Annotated in this window: 29 protein-coding genes; all 29 read left to right on the forward strand. The window is 40.8% G+C overall.

Annotated features, from left to right (window positions below; translation table 11 throughout):
* Positions 1-16: 16 nt before the first annotated feature.
* The 29 genes from rplD to MK480_RS02755 all read left to right on the forward strand — a co-directional run bounded on the left by rplD (position 17) and on the right by MK480_RS02755 (position 15,423).
* Positions 17-640, forward strand: coding sequence for a 50S ribosomal protein L4 (rplD, locus tag MK480_RS02615; protein WP_000024549.1), 624 nt, complete (start codon positions 17-19; stop codon positions 638-640).
* A complete protein-coding gene (locus MK480_RS02620; protein ID WP_001055347.1) occupies positions 640-936 on the forward strand; it encodes a 50S ribosomal protein L23 in 297 nt (98 codons plus the stop codon). Before rplD ends, MK480_RS02620 begins: the two co-directional genes overlap by 1 nt.
* A 17-nt stretch (positions 937-953) precedes the next feature.
* Positions 954-1,787, forward strand: coding sequence for a 50S ribosomal protein L2 (gene rplB, locus MK480_RS02625; protein ID WP_049543958.1), 834 nt, complete (start codon positions 954-956; stop codon positions 1,785-1,787).
* A gap of 103 nt (positions 1,788-1,890) precedes the next feature.
* Positions 1,891-2,172, forward strand: a complete 282-nt coding sequence (gene rpsS / locus MK480_RS02630) for a 30S ribosomal protein S19 (protein ID WP_000533766.1) — start codon at positions 1,891-1,893, stop codon at positions 2,170-2,172.
* Between the two features lie 11 nt (positions 2,173-2,183).
* Positions 2,184-2,528, forward strand: coding sequence for a 50S ribosomal protein L22 (gene rplV, locus MK480_RS02635; protein ID WP_000818137.1), 345 nt, complete (start codon positions 2,184-2,186; stop codon positions 2,526-2,528).
* A 12-nt stretch (positions 2,529-2,540) separates the two neighbouring features.
* The gene (gene rpsC / locus MK480_RS02640; protein ID WP_000529936.1) at positions 2,541-3,194 is read left to right on the forward strand and encodes a 30S ribosomal protein S3; all 654 of its coding nucleotides are present in this window, start codon (positions 2,541-2,543) and stop codon (positions 3,192-3,194) included.
* A gap of 3 nt (positions 3,195-3,197) precedes the next feature.
* Entirely contained in the window at positions 3,198-3,611 is a 414-nt protein-coding gene (gene rplP, locus MK480_RS02645) for a 50S ribosomal protein L16 (RefSeq protein WP_000960946.1), read from the forward strand.
* 9 nt (positions 3,612-3,620) lie between these two features.
* Positions 3,621-3,827: a 50S ribosomal protein L29 gene (rpmC, locus tag MK480_RS02650; RefSeq protein WP_000772918.1), complete on the forward strand. Its 207-nt coding sequence runs from the start codon at positions 3,621-3,623 to the stop codon at positions 3,825-3,827.
* A gap of 24 nt (positions 3,828-3,851) precedes the next feature.
* A complete protein-coding gene (rpsQ, locus tag MK480_RS02655) occupies positions 3,852-4,112 on the forward strand; it encodes a 30S ribosomal protein S17 (protein WP_000440801.1) in 261 nt (86 codons plus the stop codon).
* 25 nt (positions 4,113-4,137) lie between these two features.
* Positions 4,138-4,506, forward strand: a complete 369-nt coding sequence (gene rplN, locus MK480_RS02660; protein WP_000616545.1) for a 50S ribosomal protein L14 — start codon at positions 4,138-4,140, stop codon at positions 4,504-4,506.
* A 78-nt stretch (positions 4,507-4,584) separates the two neighbouring features.
* A complete protein-coding gene (gene rplX, locus MK480_RS02665) occupies positions 4,585-4,890 on the forward strand; it encodes a 50S ribosomal protein L24 (protein ID WP_000497690.1) in 306 nt (101 codons plus the stop codon).
* Between the two features lie 23 nt (positions 4,891-4,913).
* Positions 4,914-5,456, forward strand: a complete 543-nt coding sequence (rplE, locus tag MK480_RS02670; RefSeq protein ID WP_000013542.1) for a 50S ribosomal protein L5 — start codon at positions 4,914-4,916, stop codon at positions 5,454-5,456.
* Between the two features lie 17 nt (positions 5,457-5,473).
* Entirely contained in the window at positions 5,474-5,659 is a 186-nt protein-coding gene (locus tag MK480_RS02675) for a type Z 30S ribosomal protein S14 (protein ID WP_001085697.1), read from the forward strand.
* Between the two features lie 284 nt (positions 5,660-5,943).
* Entirely contained in the window at positions 5,944-6,342 is a 399-nt protein-coding gene (gene rpsH, locus MK480_RS02680; RefSeq protein ID WP_000245504.1) for a 30S ribosomal protein S8, read from the forward strand.
* Positions 6,343-6,529: 187 nt separating this feature from the next.
* On the forward strand, positions 6,530-7,066 hold the full coding sequence (gene rplF / locus MK480_RS02685) for a 50S ribosomal protein L6 (protein WP_000086626.1): 537 nt from the start codon (positions 6,530-6,532) through the stop codon (positions 7,064-7,066).
* Positions 7,067-7,149: 83 nt separating this feature from the next.
* Complete coding sequence (gene rplR, locus MK480_RS02690) at positions 7,150-7,506, forward strand: 50S ribosomal protein L18 (protein WP_000624044.1); 357 nt, start codon at positions 7,150-7,152, stop codon at positions 7,504-7,506.
* Between the two features lie 17 nt (positions 7,507-7,523).
* Positions 7,524-8,018: a 30S ribosomal protein S5 gene (gene rpsE, locus MK480_RS02695; RefSeq protein ID WP_000874202.1), complete on the forward strand. Its 495-nt coding sequence runs from the start codon at positions 7,524-7,526 to the stop codon at positions 8,016-8,018.
* 13 nt (positions 8,019-8,031) lie between these two features.
* Complete coding sequence (gene rpmD, locus MK480_RS02700) at positions 8,032-8,214, forward strand: 50S ribosomal protein L30 (protein WP_000057241.1); 183 nt, start codon at positions 8,032-8,034, stop codon at positions 8,212-8,214.
* Between the two features lie 144 nt (positions 8,215-8,358).
* On the forward strand, positions 8,359-8,799 hold the full coding sequence (gene rplO / locus MK480_RS02705) for a 50S ribosomal protein L15 (RefSeq protein WP_000766087.1): 441 nt from the start codon (positions 8,359-8,361) through the stop codon (positions 8,797-8,799).
* A gap of 12 nt (positions 8,800-8,811) precedes the next feature.
* Entirely contained in the window at positions 8,812-10,122 is a 1,311-nt protein-coding gene (gene secY, locus MK480_RS02710) for a preprotein translocase subunit SecY (RefSeq protein WP_000465403.1), read from the forward strand.
* Positions 10,123-10,271: 149 nt separating this feature from the next.
* Complete coding sequence (locus MK480_RS02715; RefSeq protein WP_261011304.1) at positions 10,272-10,910, forward strand: adenylate kinase; 639 nt, start codon at positions 10,272-10,274, stop codon at positions 10,908-10,910.
* Positions 10,911-11,026: 116 nt separating this feature from the next.
* Entirely contained in the window at positions 11,027-11,245 is a 219-nt protein-coding gene (infA, locus tag MK480_RS02720; protein WP_001029883.1) for a translation initiation factor IF-1, read from the forward strand.
* A 24-nt stretch (positions 11,246-11,269) separates the two neighbouring features.
* Positions 11,270-11,386, forward strand: a complete 117-nt coding sequence (gene rpmJ / locus MK480_RS02725; RefSeq protein WP_001808836.1) for a 50S ribosomal protein L36 — start codon at positions 11,270-11,272, stop codon at positions 11,384-11,386.
* 17 nt (positions 11,387-11,403) lie between these two features.
* Entirely contained in the window at positions 11,404-11,769 is a 366-nt protein-coding gene (gene rpsM / locus MK480_RS02730; protein ID WP_000090781.1) for a 30S ribosomal protein S13, read from the forward strand.
* 17 nt (positions 11,770-11,786) lie between these two features.
* Entirely contained in the window at positions 11,787-12,170 is a 384-nt protein-coding gene (gene rpsK / locus MK480_RS02735; protein ID WP_001118385.1) for a 30S ribosomal protein S11, read from the forward strand.
* Between the two features lie 42 nt (positions 12,171-12,212).
* Complete coding sequence (locus MK480_RS02740) at positions 12,213-13,148, forward strand: DNA-directed RNA polymerase subunit alpha (protein ID WP_000568988.1); 936 nt, start codon at positions 12,213-12,215, stop codon at positions 13,146-13,148.
* Positions 13,149-13,159: 11 nt separating this feature from the next.
* Positions 13,160-13,546: a 50S ribosomal protein L17 gene (gene rplQ, locus MK480_RS02745; RefSeq protein ID WP_000331493.1), complete on the forward strand. Its 387-nt coding sequence runs from the start codon at positions 13,160-13,162 to the stop codon at positions 13,544-13,546.
* A 263-nt stretch (positions 13,547-13,809) separates the two neighbouring features.
* Complete coding sequence (locus MK480_RS02750) at positions 13,810-14,076, forward strand: ACT domain-containing protein (protein ID WP_045612362.1); 267 nt, start codon at positions 13,810-13,812, stop codon at positions 14,074-14,076.
* 9 nt (positions 14,077-14,085) lie between these two features.
* Positions 14,086-15,423, forward strand: coding sequence for a PFL family protein (locus MK480_RS02755; protein WP_045612361.1), 1,338 nt, complete (start codon positions 14,086-14,088; stop codon positions 15,421-15,423).
* Positions 15,424-15,487 lie beyond the last annotated feature (64 nt).

Genomic DNA, 15,487 nt, shown 5'->3' on the forward strand with positions numbered 1-15,487 from the left:
GGGGAATACAGTCAAAATGGCAAATGTAACATTATTCGACCAAACTGGTAAACAAGCTGGCGAAGTTGTTCTTAACGATGCAATCTTTGGTATCGAACCAAACCAATCTGTTGTGTTTGATGTGATCATCAGCCAACGTGCTAGCCTTCGTCAAGGAACTCACGCAGTTAAAAACCGCTCAGCTGTTTCAGGTGGCGGACGCAAACCATGGCGTCAAAAAGGAACTGGACGTGCTCGTCAAGGTTCTATCCGCTCTCCACAATGGCGTGGTGGTGGAATCGTCTTCGGACCAACTCCACGTAGCTATGCGTACAAACTTCCTCAAAAAGTTCGTCGCCTTGCACTTAAATCTGTTTACTCAGAAAAAGTTGCTGAAAATAAATTTGTAGCCGTTGATTCTCTTGAATTTACAGCTCCAAAAACTGCTGAATTTGCAAAAGTTCTTGCAGCTTTGAGCATCGATTCTAAAGTCCTTGTTATTCTTGAAGAAGGAAACGAATTCGCAGCTCTCTCAGCTCGTAACCTTCCAAACGTGAAAGTTGCGACTGCTACAACTGCAAGTGTTCTTGACATCGCAAATAGTGACAAACTTCTTGTTACTCAAGCAGCTATCTCTAAAATCGAGGAGGTTCTTGCATAATGAATTTGTATGATGTTATCAAAAAACCTGTAATCACTGAAAGCTCAATGGCTCAACTTGAAGCAGGAAAATATGTATTTGAAGTTGACACTCGTGCACACAAACTTTTGATCAAGCAAGCTGTTGAAGCTGCTTTCGAAGGTGTTAAAGTTGCCAACGTTAACACAATCAACGTAAAACCAAAAGCTAAACGTGTTGGACGTTACACTGGTTTTACTAACAAAACTAAAAAAGCTATCATCACACTTACAGCTGATTCTAAAGCAATCGAGTTGTTTGCTGCTGAAGCTGAATAATCTAAGGAGGAAATATCGTGGGAATTCGTGTTTATAAACCAACAACAAACGGTCGCCGTAATATGACTTCTTTGGATTTCGCTGAAATCACAACAAGCACTCCTGAAAAATCATTGCTTGTTGCATTGAAGAGCAAGGCTGGTCGTAACAACAACGGTCGTATCACAGTTCGTCACCAAGGTGGTGGACACAAACGTTTCTACCGTTTGGTTGACTTCAAACGTAACAAAGACAACGTTGAAGCAGTTGTTAAAACAATCGAGTACGATCCAAACCGTTCTGCAAACATCGCTCTTGTACACTACACTGACGGTGTGAAAGCATACATCATCGCTCCAAAAGGTCTTGAAGTAGGTCAACGTATCGTTTCAGGTCTAGAAGCAGATATCAAAGTCGGAAATGCTCTTCCACTTGCTAACATCCCAGTTGGTACTTTGATCCACAACATCGAGTTGAAACCAGGTCGTGGTGGTGAATTGGTACGTGCTGCTGGAGCATCTGCTCAAGTATTGGGTTCTGAAGGTAAATACGTTCTTGTTCGTCTTCAATCAGGTGAAGTTCGTATGATTCTTGGAACTTGCCGTGCTACAGTTGGTGTTGTCGGAAACGAACAACATGGACTTGTAAATCTTGGTAAAGCAGGACGTAGCCGTTGGAAAGGTATCCGCCCAACAGTTCGTGGTTCTGTAATGAACCCTAACGATCACCCACACGGTGGTGGTGAAGGTAAAGCACCAGTTGGTCGTAAAGCACCATCTACTCCATGGGGCAAACCTGCTCTTGGTCTTAAAACTCGTAACAAGAAAGCGAAATCTGACAAACTTATCGTTCGTCGTCGCAACGAGAAATAATATTAAACTAGTCGCTTAAGTAACTAGTAAATCCGCCAGCTCGGTAGCGCTCTATGTGAGCGCAAGCCGCTGTGGTACAACATTTAAAGGAGAAAATATAAAAATGGGACGCAGTCTTAAAAAAGGACCTTTCGTCGATGAGCATTTGATGAAAAAAGTTGAAGCTCAAGCTAACGACGAAAAGAAAAAAGTTATTAAAACTTGGTCACGTCGTTCAACGATCTTCCCAAGTTTCATTGGTTACACTATTGCAGTTTATGACGGACGTAAACACGTACCTGTTTACATCCAAGAAGACATGGTAGGTCACAAACTTGGTGAATTTGCACCAACTCGTACTTACAAAGGTCATGCTGCAGACGACAAGAAAACACGTAGAAAATAAGGAGAACATAAATGGCAGAAATTACTTCAGCTAAAGCAATGGCTCGTACAGTACGTGTTTCACCTCGTAAATCACGTCTTGTTCTTGATAACATCCGTGGTAAAAGCGTAGCCGATGCAATCGCAATCTTGACATTCACTCCAAACAAAGCTGCTGAAATCATCTTGAAAGTTTTGAACTCAGCTGTAGCTAACGCTGAAAACAACTTTGGTTTGGATAAAGCTAACTTGGTAGTATCTGAAGCATTCGCAAACGAGGGACCAACTATGAAACGTTTCCGTCCACGTGCGAAAGGTTCAGCTTCACCAATCAACAAACGTACAGCTCACATCACTGTAGCTGTTGCAGAAAAATAAGGAGGTAAAATCGTGGGTCAAAAAGTACATCCAATTGGTATGCGTGTCGGCATCATCCGTGATTGGGATGCCAAATGGTATGCTGAAAAAGAATACGCGGATTACCTTCATGAAGATCTTGCAATCCGTAAATTCGTTCAAAAAGAACTTGCTGACGCAGCAGTTTCAACTATCGAAATCGAACGCGCAGTAAACAAAGTTAACGTTTCACTTCACACTGCTAAACCAGGTATGGTTATCGGTAAAGGTGGTGCTAACGTTGATGCACTCCGTGCAAAACTTAACAAATTGACTGGAAAACAAGTACACATCAACATCATCGAAATCAAACAACCTGATTTGGATGCTCACCTTGTAGGTGAAGGTATTGCTCGTCAATTGGAGCAACGTGTTGCTTTCCGTCGTGCACAAAAACAAGCAATCCAACGTGCAATGCGTGCTGGAGCTAAAGGAATCAAAACTCAAGTATCAGGTCGTTTGAACGGTGCAGATATCGCCCGTGCTGAAGGATACTCTGAAGGAACTGTTCCACTTCACACACTTCGTGCAGATATCGATTACGCTTGGGAAGAAGCAGATACTACATACGGTAAACTTGGTGTTAAAGTATGGATCTACCGTGGTGAAGTTCTTCCAGCTCGCAAAAACACTAAAGGAGGTAAATAACCAATGTTAGTACCTAAACGTGTTAAACACCGTCGTGAATTCCGTGGAAAAATGCGCGGTGAAGCAAAAGGTGGAAAAGAAGTAGCATTCGGTGAATACGGTCTTCAAGCTACAACTAGCCACTGGATCACTAACCGCCAAATCGAAGCTGCTCGTATCGCCATGACTCGTTACATGAAACGTGGTGGTAAAGTTTGGATTAAAATCTTCCCACACAAATCATACACTGCTAAAGCTATCGGTGTGCGTATGGGATCTGGTAAAGGGGCACCTGAAGGTTGGGTAGCACCGGTTAAACGTGGTAAAGTGATGTTCGAAATCGCTGGTGTATCTGAAGAGATCGCTCGCGAAGCACTTCGTCTTGCTAGCCACAAATTGCCAGTTAAATGTAAATTCGTAAAACGTGAAGCAGAATAAGGAGAAGGCATGAAACTTAATGAAGTAAAAGAATTTGTTAAAGAACTTCGTGGTCTTTCTCAAGAAGAACTCGCGAAGCGCGAAAACGAATTGAAAAAAGAATTGTTTGAACTTCGTTTCCAAGCTGCTACTGGTCAATTAGAACAAACAGCTCGCTTGAAAGAAGTTAAAAAACAAATCGCTCGTATCAAAACAGTTCAATCTGAAGCGAAATAATAGACTAGGGAAGGAGAAATTTCAATGGAACGCAATAATCGTAAAGTTCTTGTTGGACGTGTTGTATCTGACAAAATGGACAAGACAATCACAGTTGTAGTTGAAACAAAACGTAACCACCCAGTCTATGGTAAACGTATTAACTACTCTAAAAAATACAAAGCTCATGATGAAAACAATGTTGCCAAAGAAGGCGATATCGTACGCATCATGGAAACTCGCCCGCTTTCAGCTACAAAACGTTTCCGTCTTGTAGAAGTTGTTGAAGAAGCGGTAATCATCTAATCAAACCTGAAAGGAGAAAACTGAAATGATTCAAACAGAAACTCGTTTGAAAGTCGCAGACAACAGCGGTGCTCGCGAAATCTTGACTATCAAAGTTCTTGGTGGTTCAGGACGTAAATTTGCAAACATCGGTGATGTTATCGTGGCATCTGTAAAACAAGCTACTCCTGGTGGTGCGGTTAAAAAAGGTGACGTTGTTAAAGCAGTTATCGTTCGTACTAAATCAGGTGCTCGTCGTGCTGATGGTTCATACATCAAATTTGACGAAAACGCAGCAGTTATCATCCGTGAAGACAAAACTCCTCGCGGAACACGTATCTTTGGCCCAGTTGCACGTGAATTGCGTGAAGGTGGCTTCATGAAGATCGTGTCACTTGCTCCAGAAGTACTTTAATTTTTAGAAACAAACTAGTCCCCTGGATTTACCTCCAGGGTGCCCTTATGGGCGTAAGAAAAATCAAGGAGAAACCTAATGTTTGTAAAAAAAGGCGACAAAGTTCGCGTAATCGCTGGTAAAGATAAGGGAACAGAAGCTGTTGTCCTTACTGCCCTTCCAAAAGTAAACAAAGTTATCGTTGAAGGTGTTAACATCGTTAAGAAACACCAACGTCCAACTAACGATCTTCCTCAAGGTGGTATCATCGAGAAAGAAGCAGCTATCCACGTATCAAACGTTCAAGTTTTGGACAAAAATGGTGTAGCTGGTCGTGTTGGTTACAAATTTGTAGACGGTAAAAAAGTTCGCTACAACAAAAAATCAGGCGAAGTGCTTGATTAATCACGAAGGAAAGGAGAAGTATAATGGCAAATCGTTTAAAAGAAAAATATCTTAATGAAGTAGTTCCTGCTTTGACAGAACAATTCAACTACTCATCAGTGATGGCTGTGCCTAAAGTAGATAAGATCGTTTTGAACATGGGTGTTGGTGAAGCTGTATCAAACGCTAAAAGCCTTGAAAAAGCTGCTGAAGAATTGGCACTTATCTCAGGTCAAAAACCACTTATCACTAAAGCTAAAAAATCAATCGCCGGCTTCCGTCTTCGTGAAGGTGTTGCGATCGGTGCAAAAGTTACCCTTCGTGGTGAACGTATGTACGAATTCTTGGATAAATTGGTTTCAGTTTCACTTCCACGTGTACGTGACTTCCACGGTGTTCCAACAAAATCATTTGATGGACGCGGAAACTACACACTTGGTGTGAAAGAACAATTGATCTTCCCAGAAATCAACTTCGATGACGTTGACAAAACTCGTGGTCTTGACATCGTTATCGTAACAACTGCTAATACTGACGAAGAGTCACGTGCATTGCTTACAGGCCTTGGAATGCCTTTTGCAAAATAATATAGGAGGTAAATCTAATGGCTAAAAAATCAATGATTGCTAAGAACAAACGTCCAGCGAAGTTCTCTACTCAAGCTTATACTCGTTGTGAAAAATGTGGTCGTCCACATTCAGTTTACCGCAAATTTAAACTTTGCCGTGTTTGCTTCCGTGAATTAGCTTACAAAGGACAAATTCCTGGTGTAACAAAAGCATCTTGGTAATTTAAGATATCAAGGGCGTCAAAACTCTAAGTGAAAATAGGAAACTTGACGAAGAAACTGAAGTTTCTAGGAAAGTTTATCTTTTTCACACAGAGTTTAGCCCGGGTTCAGTTGGGCTTGCCAATTTGAACACGAGCTACAGCTTTGGCAAAAAAGACCAATTTTCTTTGGAGCATCGCTCCTGCGTCAACTTGCCTATTTTTGCTCTTGCTGTTACGCTCTTTGTATCATGTATTAACTAGCAAGTGCAACTTGCAAACTACTAGTAAGAGGAGAAAAACAAAATGGTTATGACTGACCCAATCGCAGACTTCCTAACTCGTATTCGTAACGCTAACCAAGCTAAACACGAAGTACTTGAAGTACCTGCATCAAACATCAAAAAAGGGATTGCTGAAATCCTTAAACGCGAAGGTTTTGTAAAAAACGTTGAAATCATCGAAGATGACAAACAAGGCATCATCCGTGTATTCCTTAAATACGGACCAAACGGTGAAAAAGTTATCACTAACTTGAAACGTGTTTCTAAACCAGGACTTCGTGTCTACAAAAAACGTGAAGACCTTCCAAAAGTTCTTAACGGACTTGGAATTGCTATCCTTTCAACTTCTGAAGGTTTGCTTACTGATAAAGAAGCACGCCAAAAGAATGTTGGTGGTGAGGTTATCGCTTACGTTTGGTAATATTTAGCTCCCAATTTCTTTGTGACTCTTCGTTATCGTCTCTTGCCTAACCCAAAGTTATGCCTGCGAGACGATGCCTAGATTCACTTTGAAATTGAAACCTAAATGTTCCTTTAAATCGAGAAATCGATTTAACCCCGTGAAAACTGGCCGTTCTGGCCTGACAATCTAACAGGAGAAAATAAACATGTCACGTATTGGTAATAAAGTTATCGTGTTGCCTGCTGGTGTTGAAATCACTAACAATGACAACGTTGTAACTGTAAAAGGACCTAAAGGAGAACTTACTCGTGAGTTCTCAAAAGATATTGAAATCCGTGTGGAAGGTACTGAAGTAACTCTTCACCGTCCAAACGATTCAAAAGAAATGAAAACTATCCACGGAACTACTCGTGCCCTTTTGAACAACATGGTTGTTGGTGTATCAGAAGGATTCAAGAAAGAACTTGAAATGCGCGGGGTTGGTTACCGTGCACAACTTCAAGGATCTAAACTTGTTTTGGCTGTTGGTAAATCTCATCCAGACGAAGTTGAAGCTCCAGAAGGAATTACTTTTGAACTTCCAAACCCAACAACAATCGTTGTTAGCGGAATTTCAAAAGAAGTAGTTGGTCAAACAGCTGCTTACGTACGTAGCCTTCGTTCACCAGAACCATATAAAGGTAAAGGTATCCGTTACGTTGGTGAATTCGTTCGCCGTAAAGAAGGTAAAACAGGTAAATAATGTTGAGTGGTTGATTCTCAACCACCAACCTATTTTCCAACTTTGTGCATAGCACACGATTTAAAACTAAAGAGGTGAAAACTGTGATTTCAAAACCAGATAAAAACAAACTCCGCCAAAAACGCCACCGTCGCGTTCGCGGAAAACTCTCTGGAACTGCTGATCGCCCACGTTTGAACGTATTCCGTTCTAATACAGGCATCTACGCTCAAGTGATTGATGACGTAGCGGGTGTAACGCTCGCAAGTGCTTCAACTCTTGACAAAGAAGTTTCAAAAGGAACTAAAACTGAACAAGCCGTTGCTGTCGGTAAACTCGTTGCAGAACGTGCAAACGCTAAAGGTATTTCAGAAGTGGTGTTCGACCGCGGTGGATATCTATATCACGGACGTGTGAAAGCTTTGGCTGATGCAGCTCGTGAAAACGGATTGAAATTCTAATAGGAGGACACTAGAAAATGGCATTTAAAGACAATGCAGTTGAATTAGAAGAACGCGTAGTTGCTGTCAACCGTGTTACAAAAGTTGTTAAAGGTGGACGTCGTCTTCGTTTCGCAGCTCTTGTTGTTGTTGGTGACCACAACGGTCGCGTAGGATTTGGTACTGGTAAAGCTCAAGAAGTTCCAGAAGCAATCCGTAAAGCAGTAGATGATGCTAAGAAAAACTTGATCGAAGTTCCTATGGTTGGAACAACAATCCCACACGAAGTTCTTTCAGAATTCGGTGGAGCTAAAGTATTGTTGAAACCTGCTGTAGAAGGTTCTGGAGTTGCCGCTGGTGGTGCAGTTCGTGCCGTTGTGGAATTGGCAGGTGTGGCAGATATTACATCTAAATCACTTGGTTCTAACACTCCAATCAACATTGTTCGTGCAACTGTTGAAGGTTTGAAACAATTGAAACGCGCTGAAGAAGTTGCTGCCCTTCGTGGTATTTCAGTTTCTGATTTGGCATAAGAAAGGGGATAAAATGGCTCAAATTAAAATTACTTTGACTAAGTCTCCAATCGGACGCATTCCATCACAACGTAAAACTGTTGTAGCACTTGGACTTGGCAAATTGAACAGCTCTGTTATTAAAGAAGATAACGCTGCTATCCGTGGTATGATCACTGCAGTATCTCACTTAGTAACAGTTGAAGAAGTAAACTAATGAATTTTTAGGGGATGTGCACTATACCATCCCCTAAAACTAGATATAGTCATCTATGATGGCGTCGTATAGGCGAGTTGATGGGGGAGACAACCTTTTCTCCTTTATCGGCGCTAGCATTTTACAAAAGAGGAGAAAATAAAAATGAAACTTCATGAATTGAAACCTGCAGAAGGTTCTCGTAAAGTACGTAACCGCGTTGGTCGTGGTACTTCATCAGGTAACGGTAAAACATCTGGTCGTGGTCAAAAAGGTCAAAAAGCTCGTAGCGGTGGCGGAGTTCGCCTTGGTTTTGAAGGTGGACAAACTCCATTGTTCCGTCGTCTTCCAAAACGTGGATTCACTAACATCAACGCTAAAGAATACGCAATTGTGAACCTTGACCAATTGAACGTCTTTGAAGATGGTGCTGAAGTTACTCCAGTTGTTCTTATCGAAGCAGGAATTGTTAAAGCTGAAAAATCAGGTATTAAAATTCTTGGTAACGGTGAGTTGACTAAGAAATTGACTGTGAAAGCAGCTAAATTCTCTAAATCAGCTGAAGAAGCTATCACTGCTAAAGGTGGTTCAGTAGAAGTCATCTAAGAGAGGTGACCTATGTTTTTTAAATTATTAAGAGAAGCTCTTAAAGTCAAGCAAGTTCGATCAAAAATTTTATTTACAATTTTTATCGTTTTGGTCTTTCGTATCGGAACTAGCATTACAGTTCCTGGTGTGAATGCCAATAGCTTGAATGCTTTAAGTGGATTATCCTTCTTAAACATGTTGAGCTTGGTCTCAGGGAATGCCATGAAAAACTTCTCAGTTTTTGCTCTTGGTGTTAGTCCCTACATTACGGCTTCTATCGTTGTCCAACTCTTGCAAATGGATATTTTACCCAAGTTTGTAGAGTGGGGTAAACAAGGGGAAGTAGGTCGAAGAAAATTAAATCAAGCTACTCGTTATATTGCTCTTGTTCTAGCCTTTGTGCAATCTATCGGGATTACAGCTGGTTTTAATACTTTGGCTGGAGCTCAATTGTTGAAAACAGCTCTTACTCCACAAGTCTTTATCATGATTGGTATCATCTTAACAGCTGGTAGTATGATTGTGACTTGGTTGGGAGAGCAAATTACAGATAAGGGATACGGAAATGGTGTTTCTATGATTATCTTTGCCGGGATTGTTGCATCAATTCCAGAGATGATTCAGGGCATCTATGTGGACTACTTTGTGAACGTCCCAAGTAGCCGTATCAACTCATCTATCATTTTCGTAATTATTTTGATTATTACTGTATTGTTGATCATTTATTTTACAACTTATGTTCAACAAGCAGAATACAAAATTCCAATCCAATATACTAAGGTTGCACAAGGTGCTCCATCTAGCTCTTACCTACCTTTGAAGGTAAACCCTGCTGGAGTTATCCCTGTTATCTTTGCCAGTTCGATTACTGCAGCGCCTGCGGCTATTCTTCAGTTTTTGAGCGCTACAGGTCATGATTGGGCTTGGGTAAGAACAGCACAAGAAATGCTGGCAACAACTTCACCAACTGGTATTGCCATGTATGCTTTATTGATTATTCTCTTTACATTCTTCTATACGTTTGTACAGATTAATCCTGAAAAAGCGGCAGAGAACCTACAAAAGAGCGGTGCCTATATCCACGGTGTTCGTCCTGGTAAAGGTACAGAAGAATATATGTCTAAACTTCTTCGTCGTCTTGCAACGGTTGGTTCTCTCTTCCTTGGTGTGATTTCGATTTTACCGATCGTAGCAAAAGATGTTTTCGGACTTTCAGAAGCAGTTGCTTTTGGAGGAACTAGTCTTTTGATCATTATCTCTACAGGTATTGAAGGAATCAAACAATTGGAAGGTTACCTATTGAAACGTAAGTATGTTGGTTTCATGGACAGAACAGAATAAAAGTATTTACTGAGTCAGTAAATGCTGAGGGAGTGGAGGTTTAACTCTAACATTTGTGAGAGTTTGGTCTCCCCTCTTCTATTTTGTTTTTAAATAGGGGTGAAAAGACTTTTTGCTTCTATTTAAAAATAAAATAAGGAGATCAAATCATGAATCTTTTGATTATGGGCTTACCTGGTGCAGGTAAGGGAACTCAAGCAGCAAAAATTGTAGAACAATTCCATGTTGCACATATCTCAACAGGTGATATATTCCGTGCTGCAATGGCAAATCAAACTGAAATGGGTGTTCTTGCTAAGTCATACATTGACAAGGGTGAATTGGTTCCTGATGAAGTTACAAATGGAATCGTAAAAGAACGTCTTTCACAAGATGATATTAAAGAAACAGGATTCTTGTTGGATGGTTACCCACGAACAATTGAACAAGCTCATGCCTTGGACAAAACATTGGCTGAACTTGGCATTGAACTAGAAGGGGTCATCAACATTGAAGTAAATCCAGATAGCCTCTTGGAACGTTTGAGTGGTCGTATCATCCACCGCGTAACTGGAGAAACTTTCCACAAGGTCTTTAACCCACCAGTTGACTATAAAGAAGAAGATTACTACCAACGTGAAGATGATAAGCCTGAGACAGTCAAACGTCGTTTGGATGTAAATATTGCTCAAGGGGAACCAATCATTGCTCACTACCGTGCCAAAGGTTTGGTTCATGACATCGAAGGTAATCAAGATATCAATGATGTCTTCTCAGATATCGAAAAAGTATTGACAAATTTGAAATAAAGCGTTTTTCACACTTGCAAAAATCCGCTACAAATGTTATACTGAGATAGTCTGACTTATAATTGTTGTCTCTGTGTCTAGAGGCATCGAATCGAAATTTATGGAGGTGCTTTTGCGTGGCAAAAGACGATGTGATTGAAGTTGAAGGCAAAGTAGTTGATACAATGCCGAATGCAATGTTTACGGTTGAACTTGAAAATGGACATCAGATTTTAGCAACAGTTTCTGGTAAAATTCGTAAAAACTATATTCGTATTTTAGCGGGAGATCGTGTTACTGTCGAAATGAGTCCATATGACTTGACACGTGGACGTATCACTTACCGCTTTAAATAATCGAAAAACTTGGAGGGATAAGAAATGAAAGTAAGACCATCGGTCAAACCAATTTGCGAATACTGTAAAGTTATTCGTCGTAATGGTCGTGTTATGGTAATTTGCCCAGCAAATCCAAAACACAAACAACGTCAAGGATAAGATAGAAAGGAGAAAACATGGCTCGTATTGCTGGAGTTGACATTCCAAATGACAAACGCGTAGTAATCTCATTGACTTATGTTTATGGTATCGGACTTGCAACATCTAAGAAAATTTTGGCTGCTGCTGGAATCTCAGAAGATGTTCGTGTACGTGATCTTACATCAGATCAAGAAGATGCTATCCGTCGTGAAGTGGATGCAATCAAAGTTGAAGGTGACCTTCGTCGTGAAGTAAACTTGAACATCAAACGTTTGATGGAAATCGGTTCATACCGTGGTATCCGTCACCGTCGTGGACTTCCTGTCCGTGGACAAAACACTAAAAACAACGCTCGCACTCGTAAAGGTAAAGCTGTTGCGATTGCTGGTAAGAAAAAATAATATAGGAGGTAAAAGTCTTGGCTAAACCAACACGTAAACGTCGTGTGAAAAAGAATATCGAATCTGGTATTGCTCATATTCACGCTACATTTAATAACACTATTGTTATGATTACTGATGTGCATGGTAATGCAATTGCTTGGTCATCAGCTGGTGCTCTTGGTTTCAAAGGTTCTCGTAAATCTACACCATTCGCTGCTCAAATGGCTTCTGAAGCTGCTGCTAAATCTGCACAAGAACACGGTCTTAAATCAGTTGAAGTTACTGTAAAAGGTCCAGGTTCTGGTCGTGAGTCAGCTATTCGTGCGCTTGCTGCCGCTGGTCTTGAAGTAACAGCAATTCGTGATGTGACTCCAGTGCCACACAATGGTGCTCGTCCTCCAAAACGTCGCCGTGTATAATCATCGCATTACACTGCTTTTCGTTTAAGAGGGAGTAACTAAATGATCGAGTTTGAAAAACCAAATATAACAAAAATTGATGAAAATAAAGATTATGGCAAGTTTGTAATCGAACCACTTGAACGTGGCTACGGTACAACTCTTGGTAACTCTCTTCGTCGTGTACTTCTAGCTTCTCTACCAGGAGCAGCTGTGACATCTATCAACATTGATGGTGTGTTACATGAGTTTGACACAGTTCCAGGTGTTCGTGAAGACGTGATGCAAATCATTCTGAACATTAAAGGAATTGCAGTGAAATCGTACGTTGAAGACGAAAAAATCATCGAACTAGATGTTGAAGGTCCTGCTGAAGTAACAGCTGGTGACATTTTGACAGATAGCGATATTGAAATTGTAAATCCAGATCATTATCTCTTTACAATCGGTGAAGGTTCTTCTCTAAAAGCGACTATGACTGTTAACAGTGGTCGTGGATATGTACCTGCTGATGAAAATAAAAAAGATAATGCACCAGTTGGGACACTTGCTGTAGATTCTATTTATACACCAGTTACCAAAGTCAACTATCAAGTGGAACCTGCTCGTGTAGGTAGCAATGATGGATTTGACAAATTAACCCTTGAAATCTTGACAAATGGAACAATTATTCCAGAAGATGCTTTAGGGCTTTCAGCACGTATTTTGACAGAACATCTTGATTTGTTTACAAATCTTACTGAGATTGCTAAGTCAACTGAAGTGATGAAAGAAGCTGATACTGAATCTGACGACCGTATTTTGGATCGTACGATTGAGGAACTGGACTTGTCTGTGCGTTCATACAACTGTTTGAAACGTGCCGGTATCAATACTGTGCATGATTTGACAGAAAAATCTGAAGCAGAGATGATGAAAGTACGAAATCTTGGACGCAAGAGTTTGGAAGAAGTGAAACTCAAACTCATTGATTTGGGTCTTGGATTAAAAGATAAATAAAGGAGGAATACATGGCTTACCGTAAACTAGGACGCACTAGCTCACAACGTAAAGCAATGCTTCGCGATTTGACAACTGACCTTTTGATCAACGAATCAATCGTGACAACTGAAGCTCGTGCTAAAGAAATCCGTAAAACTGTTGAAAAAATGATTACTCTAGGTAAACGTGGTGATTTGCATGCACGTCGTCAAGCAGCTGCTTTCGTACGTAATGAAATCGCATCTGAAAACTATGATGAAGCAACTGATAAGTACACTTCTACTACAGCACTTCAAAAATTGTTCTCAGAAATCGCACCTCGTTATGCTGAACGTAACGGTGGATACACTCGTATCCTTAAAACTGAACCACGTCGTGGTGATGCAGCGCCAATGGCGATCATCGAATTAGTATAAAATCATCAATTTTGTTGAGTGTTATGATGATGGAGTCTTGTGCTCTTAGTCTAGCTCTGGTCTACCGCTAGGATCTCGGTCCTAGCGGGAACACTCATCATAAGTTGGGATAGTAGACGCTTGTTTACGAAATTGTTTTTTTCTTAAGAACAACTTCGTAAGCAGGCGTTTTTGAGTATTTTAGTTAGAATTATGCTATACTATTGAAAAGAATCCTGTTTAATGTTCAGGTTTCCTATTAAAAGAAGAATTGGAGTTTGCTTATGAAAGCGATTATAACTGTTGTTGGTAAAGATAAATCTGGAATTGTTGCAGGTGTTTCTGGCAAAATTGCAGAATTAGGATTGAATATTGACGATATCTCTCAAACTGTTTTGGATGAATATTTTACGATGATGGCTGTCGTCTCAAGTGATGAAAAGCAGGATTTTACTTATCTGCGAAATGAGTTTGAAACTTTTGGGCAAACTTTGAATGTGAAAATCAATATTCAGAGTGCAGCGATTTTCGACGCTATGTATAATATCTAGGAGGTGCACATGGATATTAGACAAGTTACTGAAACCATTGCCATGATTGAGGAGCAAAACTTCGATATCAGAACCATTACCATGGGGATTTCTCTTTTGGACTGTATTGATCCAGATATCAATCGTGCTGCGGAGAAAATTTATCAAAAGATTACGAGCAAGGCAGCTAATTTAGTAGCTGTTGGCGATGAAATTGCGGCTGAGTTGGGGATTCCAATCGTTAATAAGCGTGTATCGGTGACTCCTATCTCTTTGATTGGGGCTGCGACAGATGCGACAGACTATGTGGTTCTGGCAAAAGCTCTTGATAAGGCTGCGAAAGAGATTGGTGTGGACTTTATCGGTGGCTTCTCTGCCTTGGTACAAAAGGGTTATCAAAAGGGAGATGAGATTCTCATCAATTCTATTCCTCGCGCCTTGGCTGAAACGGACAAGGTCTGCTCGTCAATCAATATCGGCTCAACCAAGTCTGGTATTAATATGACGGCTGTGGCAGATATGGGACGTGTTATCAAGGAAACGGCTAATCTATCAGATATGGGAGCGGTCAAGTTGGTTGTATTCGCTAATGCTGTTGAGGACAATCCATTTATGGCGGGTGCCTTCCATGGTGTTGGGGAGGCAGATGTTATCATCAATGTCGGAGTTTCTGGTCCTGGTGTGGTAAAACGTGCCTTGGAAAAAGTTCGTGGACAGAGCTTTGATGTAGTAGCCGAAACAGTTAAGAAGACTGCCTTCAAGATCACTCGTATCGGTCAATTGGTTGGTCAAATGGCCAGTGAGAGACTCGGTGTGGAGTTTGGTATTGTGGACTTGAGTTTGGCGCCAACTCCTGCTGTTGGAGATTCTGTTGCACGTGTCCTTGAAGAAATGGGGCTAGAAACAGTTGGTACGCATGGGACGACGGCTGCCTTGGCTCTCTTGAATGACCAAGTTAAGAAGGGCGGAGTCATGGCCTGCAACCAAGTTGGTGGTTTGTCTGGTGCCTTTATCCCTGTTTCAGAAGATGAAGGAATGATTGCTGCAGTGCAAAATGGCTCTCTTAATCTGGAAAAACTAGAAGCTATGACGGCTATCTGTTCTGTTGGTTTGGATATGATTGCCATTCCGGAGGATACACCTGCTGAAACCATTGCGGCTATGATTGCAGACGAAGCTGCAATTGGTGTCATTAACATGAAAACTACGGCTGTTCGTATTATTCCAAAAGGAAAAGAAGGCGATATGATTGAGTTTGGTGGCCTATTAGGTACTGCACCTGTTATGAAGGTCAATGGGGCTTCGTCTGTCGATTTCATCTCTCGCGGTGGACAAATTCCAGCACCAATTCATAGTTTTAAAAATTAAGAAAATAGGAGAAATTTTAAGTTCTATTTAAGGTTAGCTGTGTATACTATAATCATTAAATAAA

The organism is Streptococcus mitis, from assembly GCF_026782895.1.
Lineage (GTDB): Bacteria > Bacillota > Bacilli > Lactobacillales > Streptococcaceae > Streptococcus > Streptococcus mitis_CB.

Coding starts and splice junctions, on each gene's coding strand:
- rplD (WP_000024549.1), top strand. CDS start 17: ATGGCAAATGTAACATTATTCGACCAAACTGGTAAACAAGCTGGCGAA.
- MK480_RS02620 (WP_001055347.1), top strand. CDS start 640: ATGAATTTGTATGATGTTATCAAAAAACCTGTAATCACTGAAAGCTCA.
- rpsS (WP_000533766.1), top strand. CDS start 1,891: ATGGGACGCAGTCTTAAAAAAGGACCTTTCGTCGATGAGCATTTGATG.
- rplV (WP_000818137.1), top strand. CDS start 2,184: ATGGCAGAAATTACTTCAGCTAAAGCAATGGCTCGTACAGTACGTGTT.
- rplP (WP_000960946.1), top strand. CDS start 3,198: ATGTTAGTACCTAAACGTGTTAAACACCGTCGTGAATTCCGTGGAAAA.
- rpmC (WP_000772918.1), top strand. CDS start 3,621: ATGAAACTTAATGAAGTAAAAGAATTTGTTAAAGAACTTCGTGGTCTT.
- rpsQ (WP_000440801.1), top strand. CDS start 3,852: ATGGAACGCAATAATCGTAAAGTTCTTGTTGGACGTGTTGTATCTGAC.
- rplN (WP_000616545.1), top strand. CDS start 4,138: ATGATTCAAACAGAAACTCGTTTGAAAGTCGCAGACAACAGCGGTGCT.
- rplX (WP_000497690.1), top strand. CDS start 4,585: ATGTTTGTAAAAAAAGGCGACAAAGTTCGCGTAATCGCTGGTAAAGAT.
- rplE (WP_000013542.1), top strand. CDS start 4,914: ATGGCAAATCGTTTAAAAGAAAAATATCTTAATGAAGTAGTTCCTGCT.
- MK480_RS02675 (WP_001085697.1), top strand. CDS start 5,474: ATGGCTAAAAAATCAATGATTGCTAAGAACAAACGTCCAGCGAAGTTC.
- rpsH (WP_000245504.1), top strand. CDS start 5,944: ATGGTTATGACTGACCCAATCGCAGACTTCCTAACTCGTATTCGTAAC.
- rplF (WP_000086626.1), top strand. CDS start 6,530: ATGTCACGTATTGGTAATAAAGTTATCGTGTTGCCTGCTGGTGTTGAA.
- rpsE (WP_000874202.1), top strand. CDS start 7,524: ATGGCATTTAAAGACAATGCAGTTGAATTAGAAGAACGCGTAGTTGCT.
- rpmD (WP_000057241.1), top strand. CDS start 8,032: ATGGCTCAAATTAAAATTACTTTGACTAAGTCTCCAATCGGACGCATT.
- rplO (WP_000766087.1), top strand. CDS start 8,359: ATGAAACTTCATGAATTGAAACCTGCAGAAGGTTCTCGTAAAGTACGT.
- secY (WP_000465403.1), top strand. CDS start 8,812: ATGTTTTTTAAATTATTAAGAGAAGCTCTTAAAGTCAAGCAAGTTCGA.
- MK480_RS02715 (WP_261011304.1), top strand. CDS start 10,272: ATGAATCTTTTGATTATGGGCTTACCTGGTGCAGGTAAGGGAACTCAA.
- rpmJ (WP_001808836.1), top strand. CDS start 11,270: ATGAAAGTAAGACCATCGGTCAAACCAATTTGCGAATACTGTAAAGTT.
- rpsM (WP_000090781.1), top strand. CDS start 11,404: ATGGCTCGTATTGCTGGAGTTGACATTCCAAATGACAAACGCGTAGTA.
- MK480_RS02740 (WP_000568988.1), top strand. CDS start 12,213: ATGATCGAGTTTGAAAAACCAAATATAACAAAAATTGATGAAAATAAA.
- rplQ (WP_000331493.1), top strand. CDS start 13,160: ATGGCTTACCGTAAACTAGGACGCACTAGCTCACAACGTAAAGCAATG.
- MK480_RS02750 (WP_045612362.1), top strand. CDS start 13,810: ATGAAAGCGATTATAACTGTTGTTGGTAAAGATAAATCTGGAATTGTT.
- MK480_RS02755 (WP_045612361.1), top strand. CDS start 14,086: ATGGATATTAGACAAGTTACTGAAACCATTGCCATGATTGAGGAGCAA.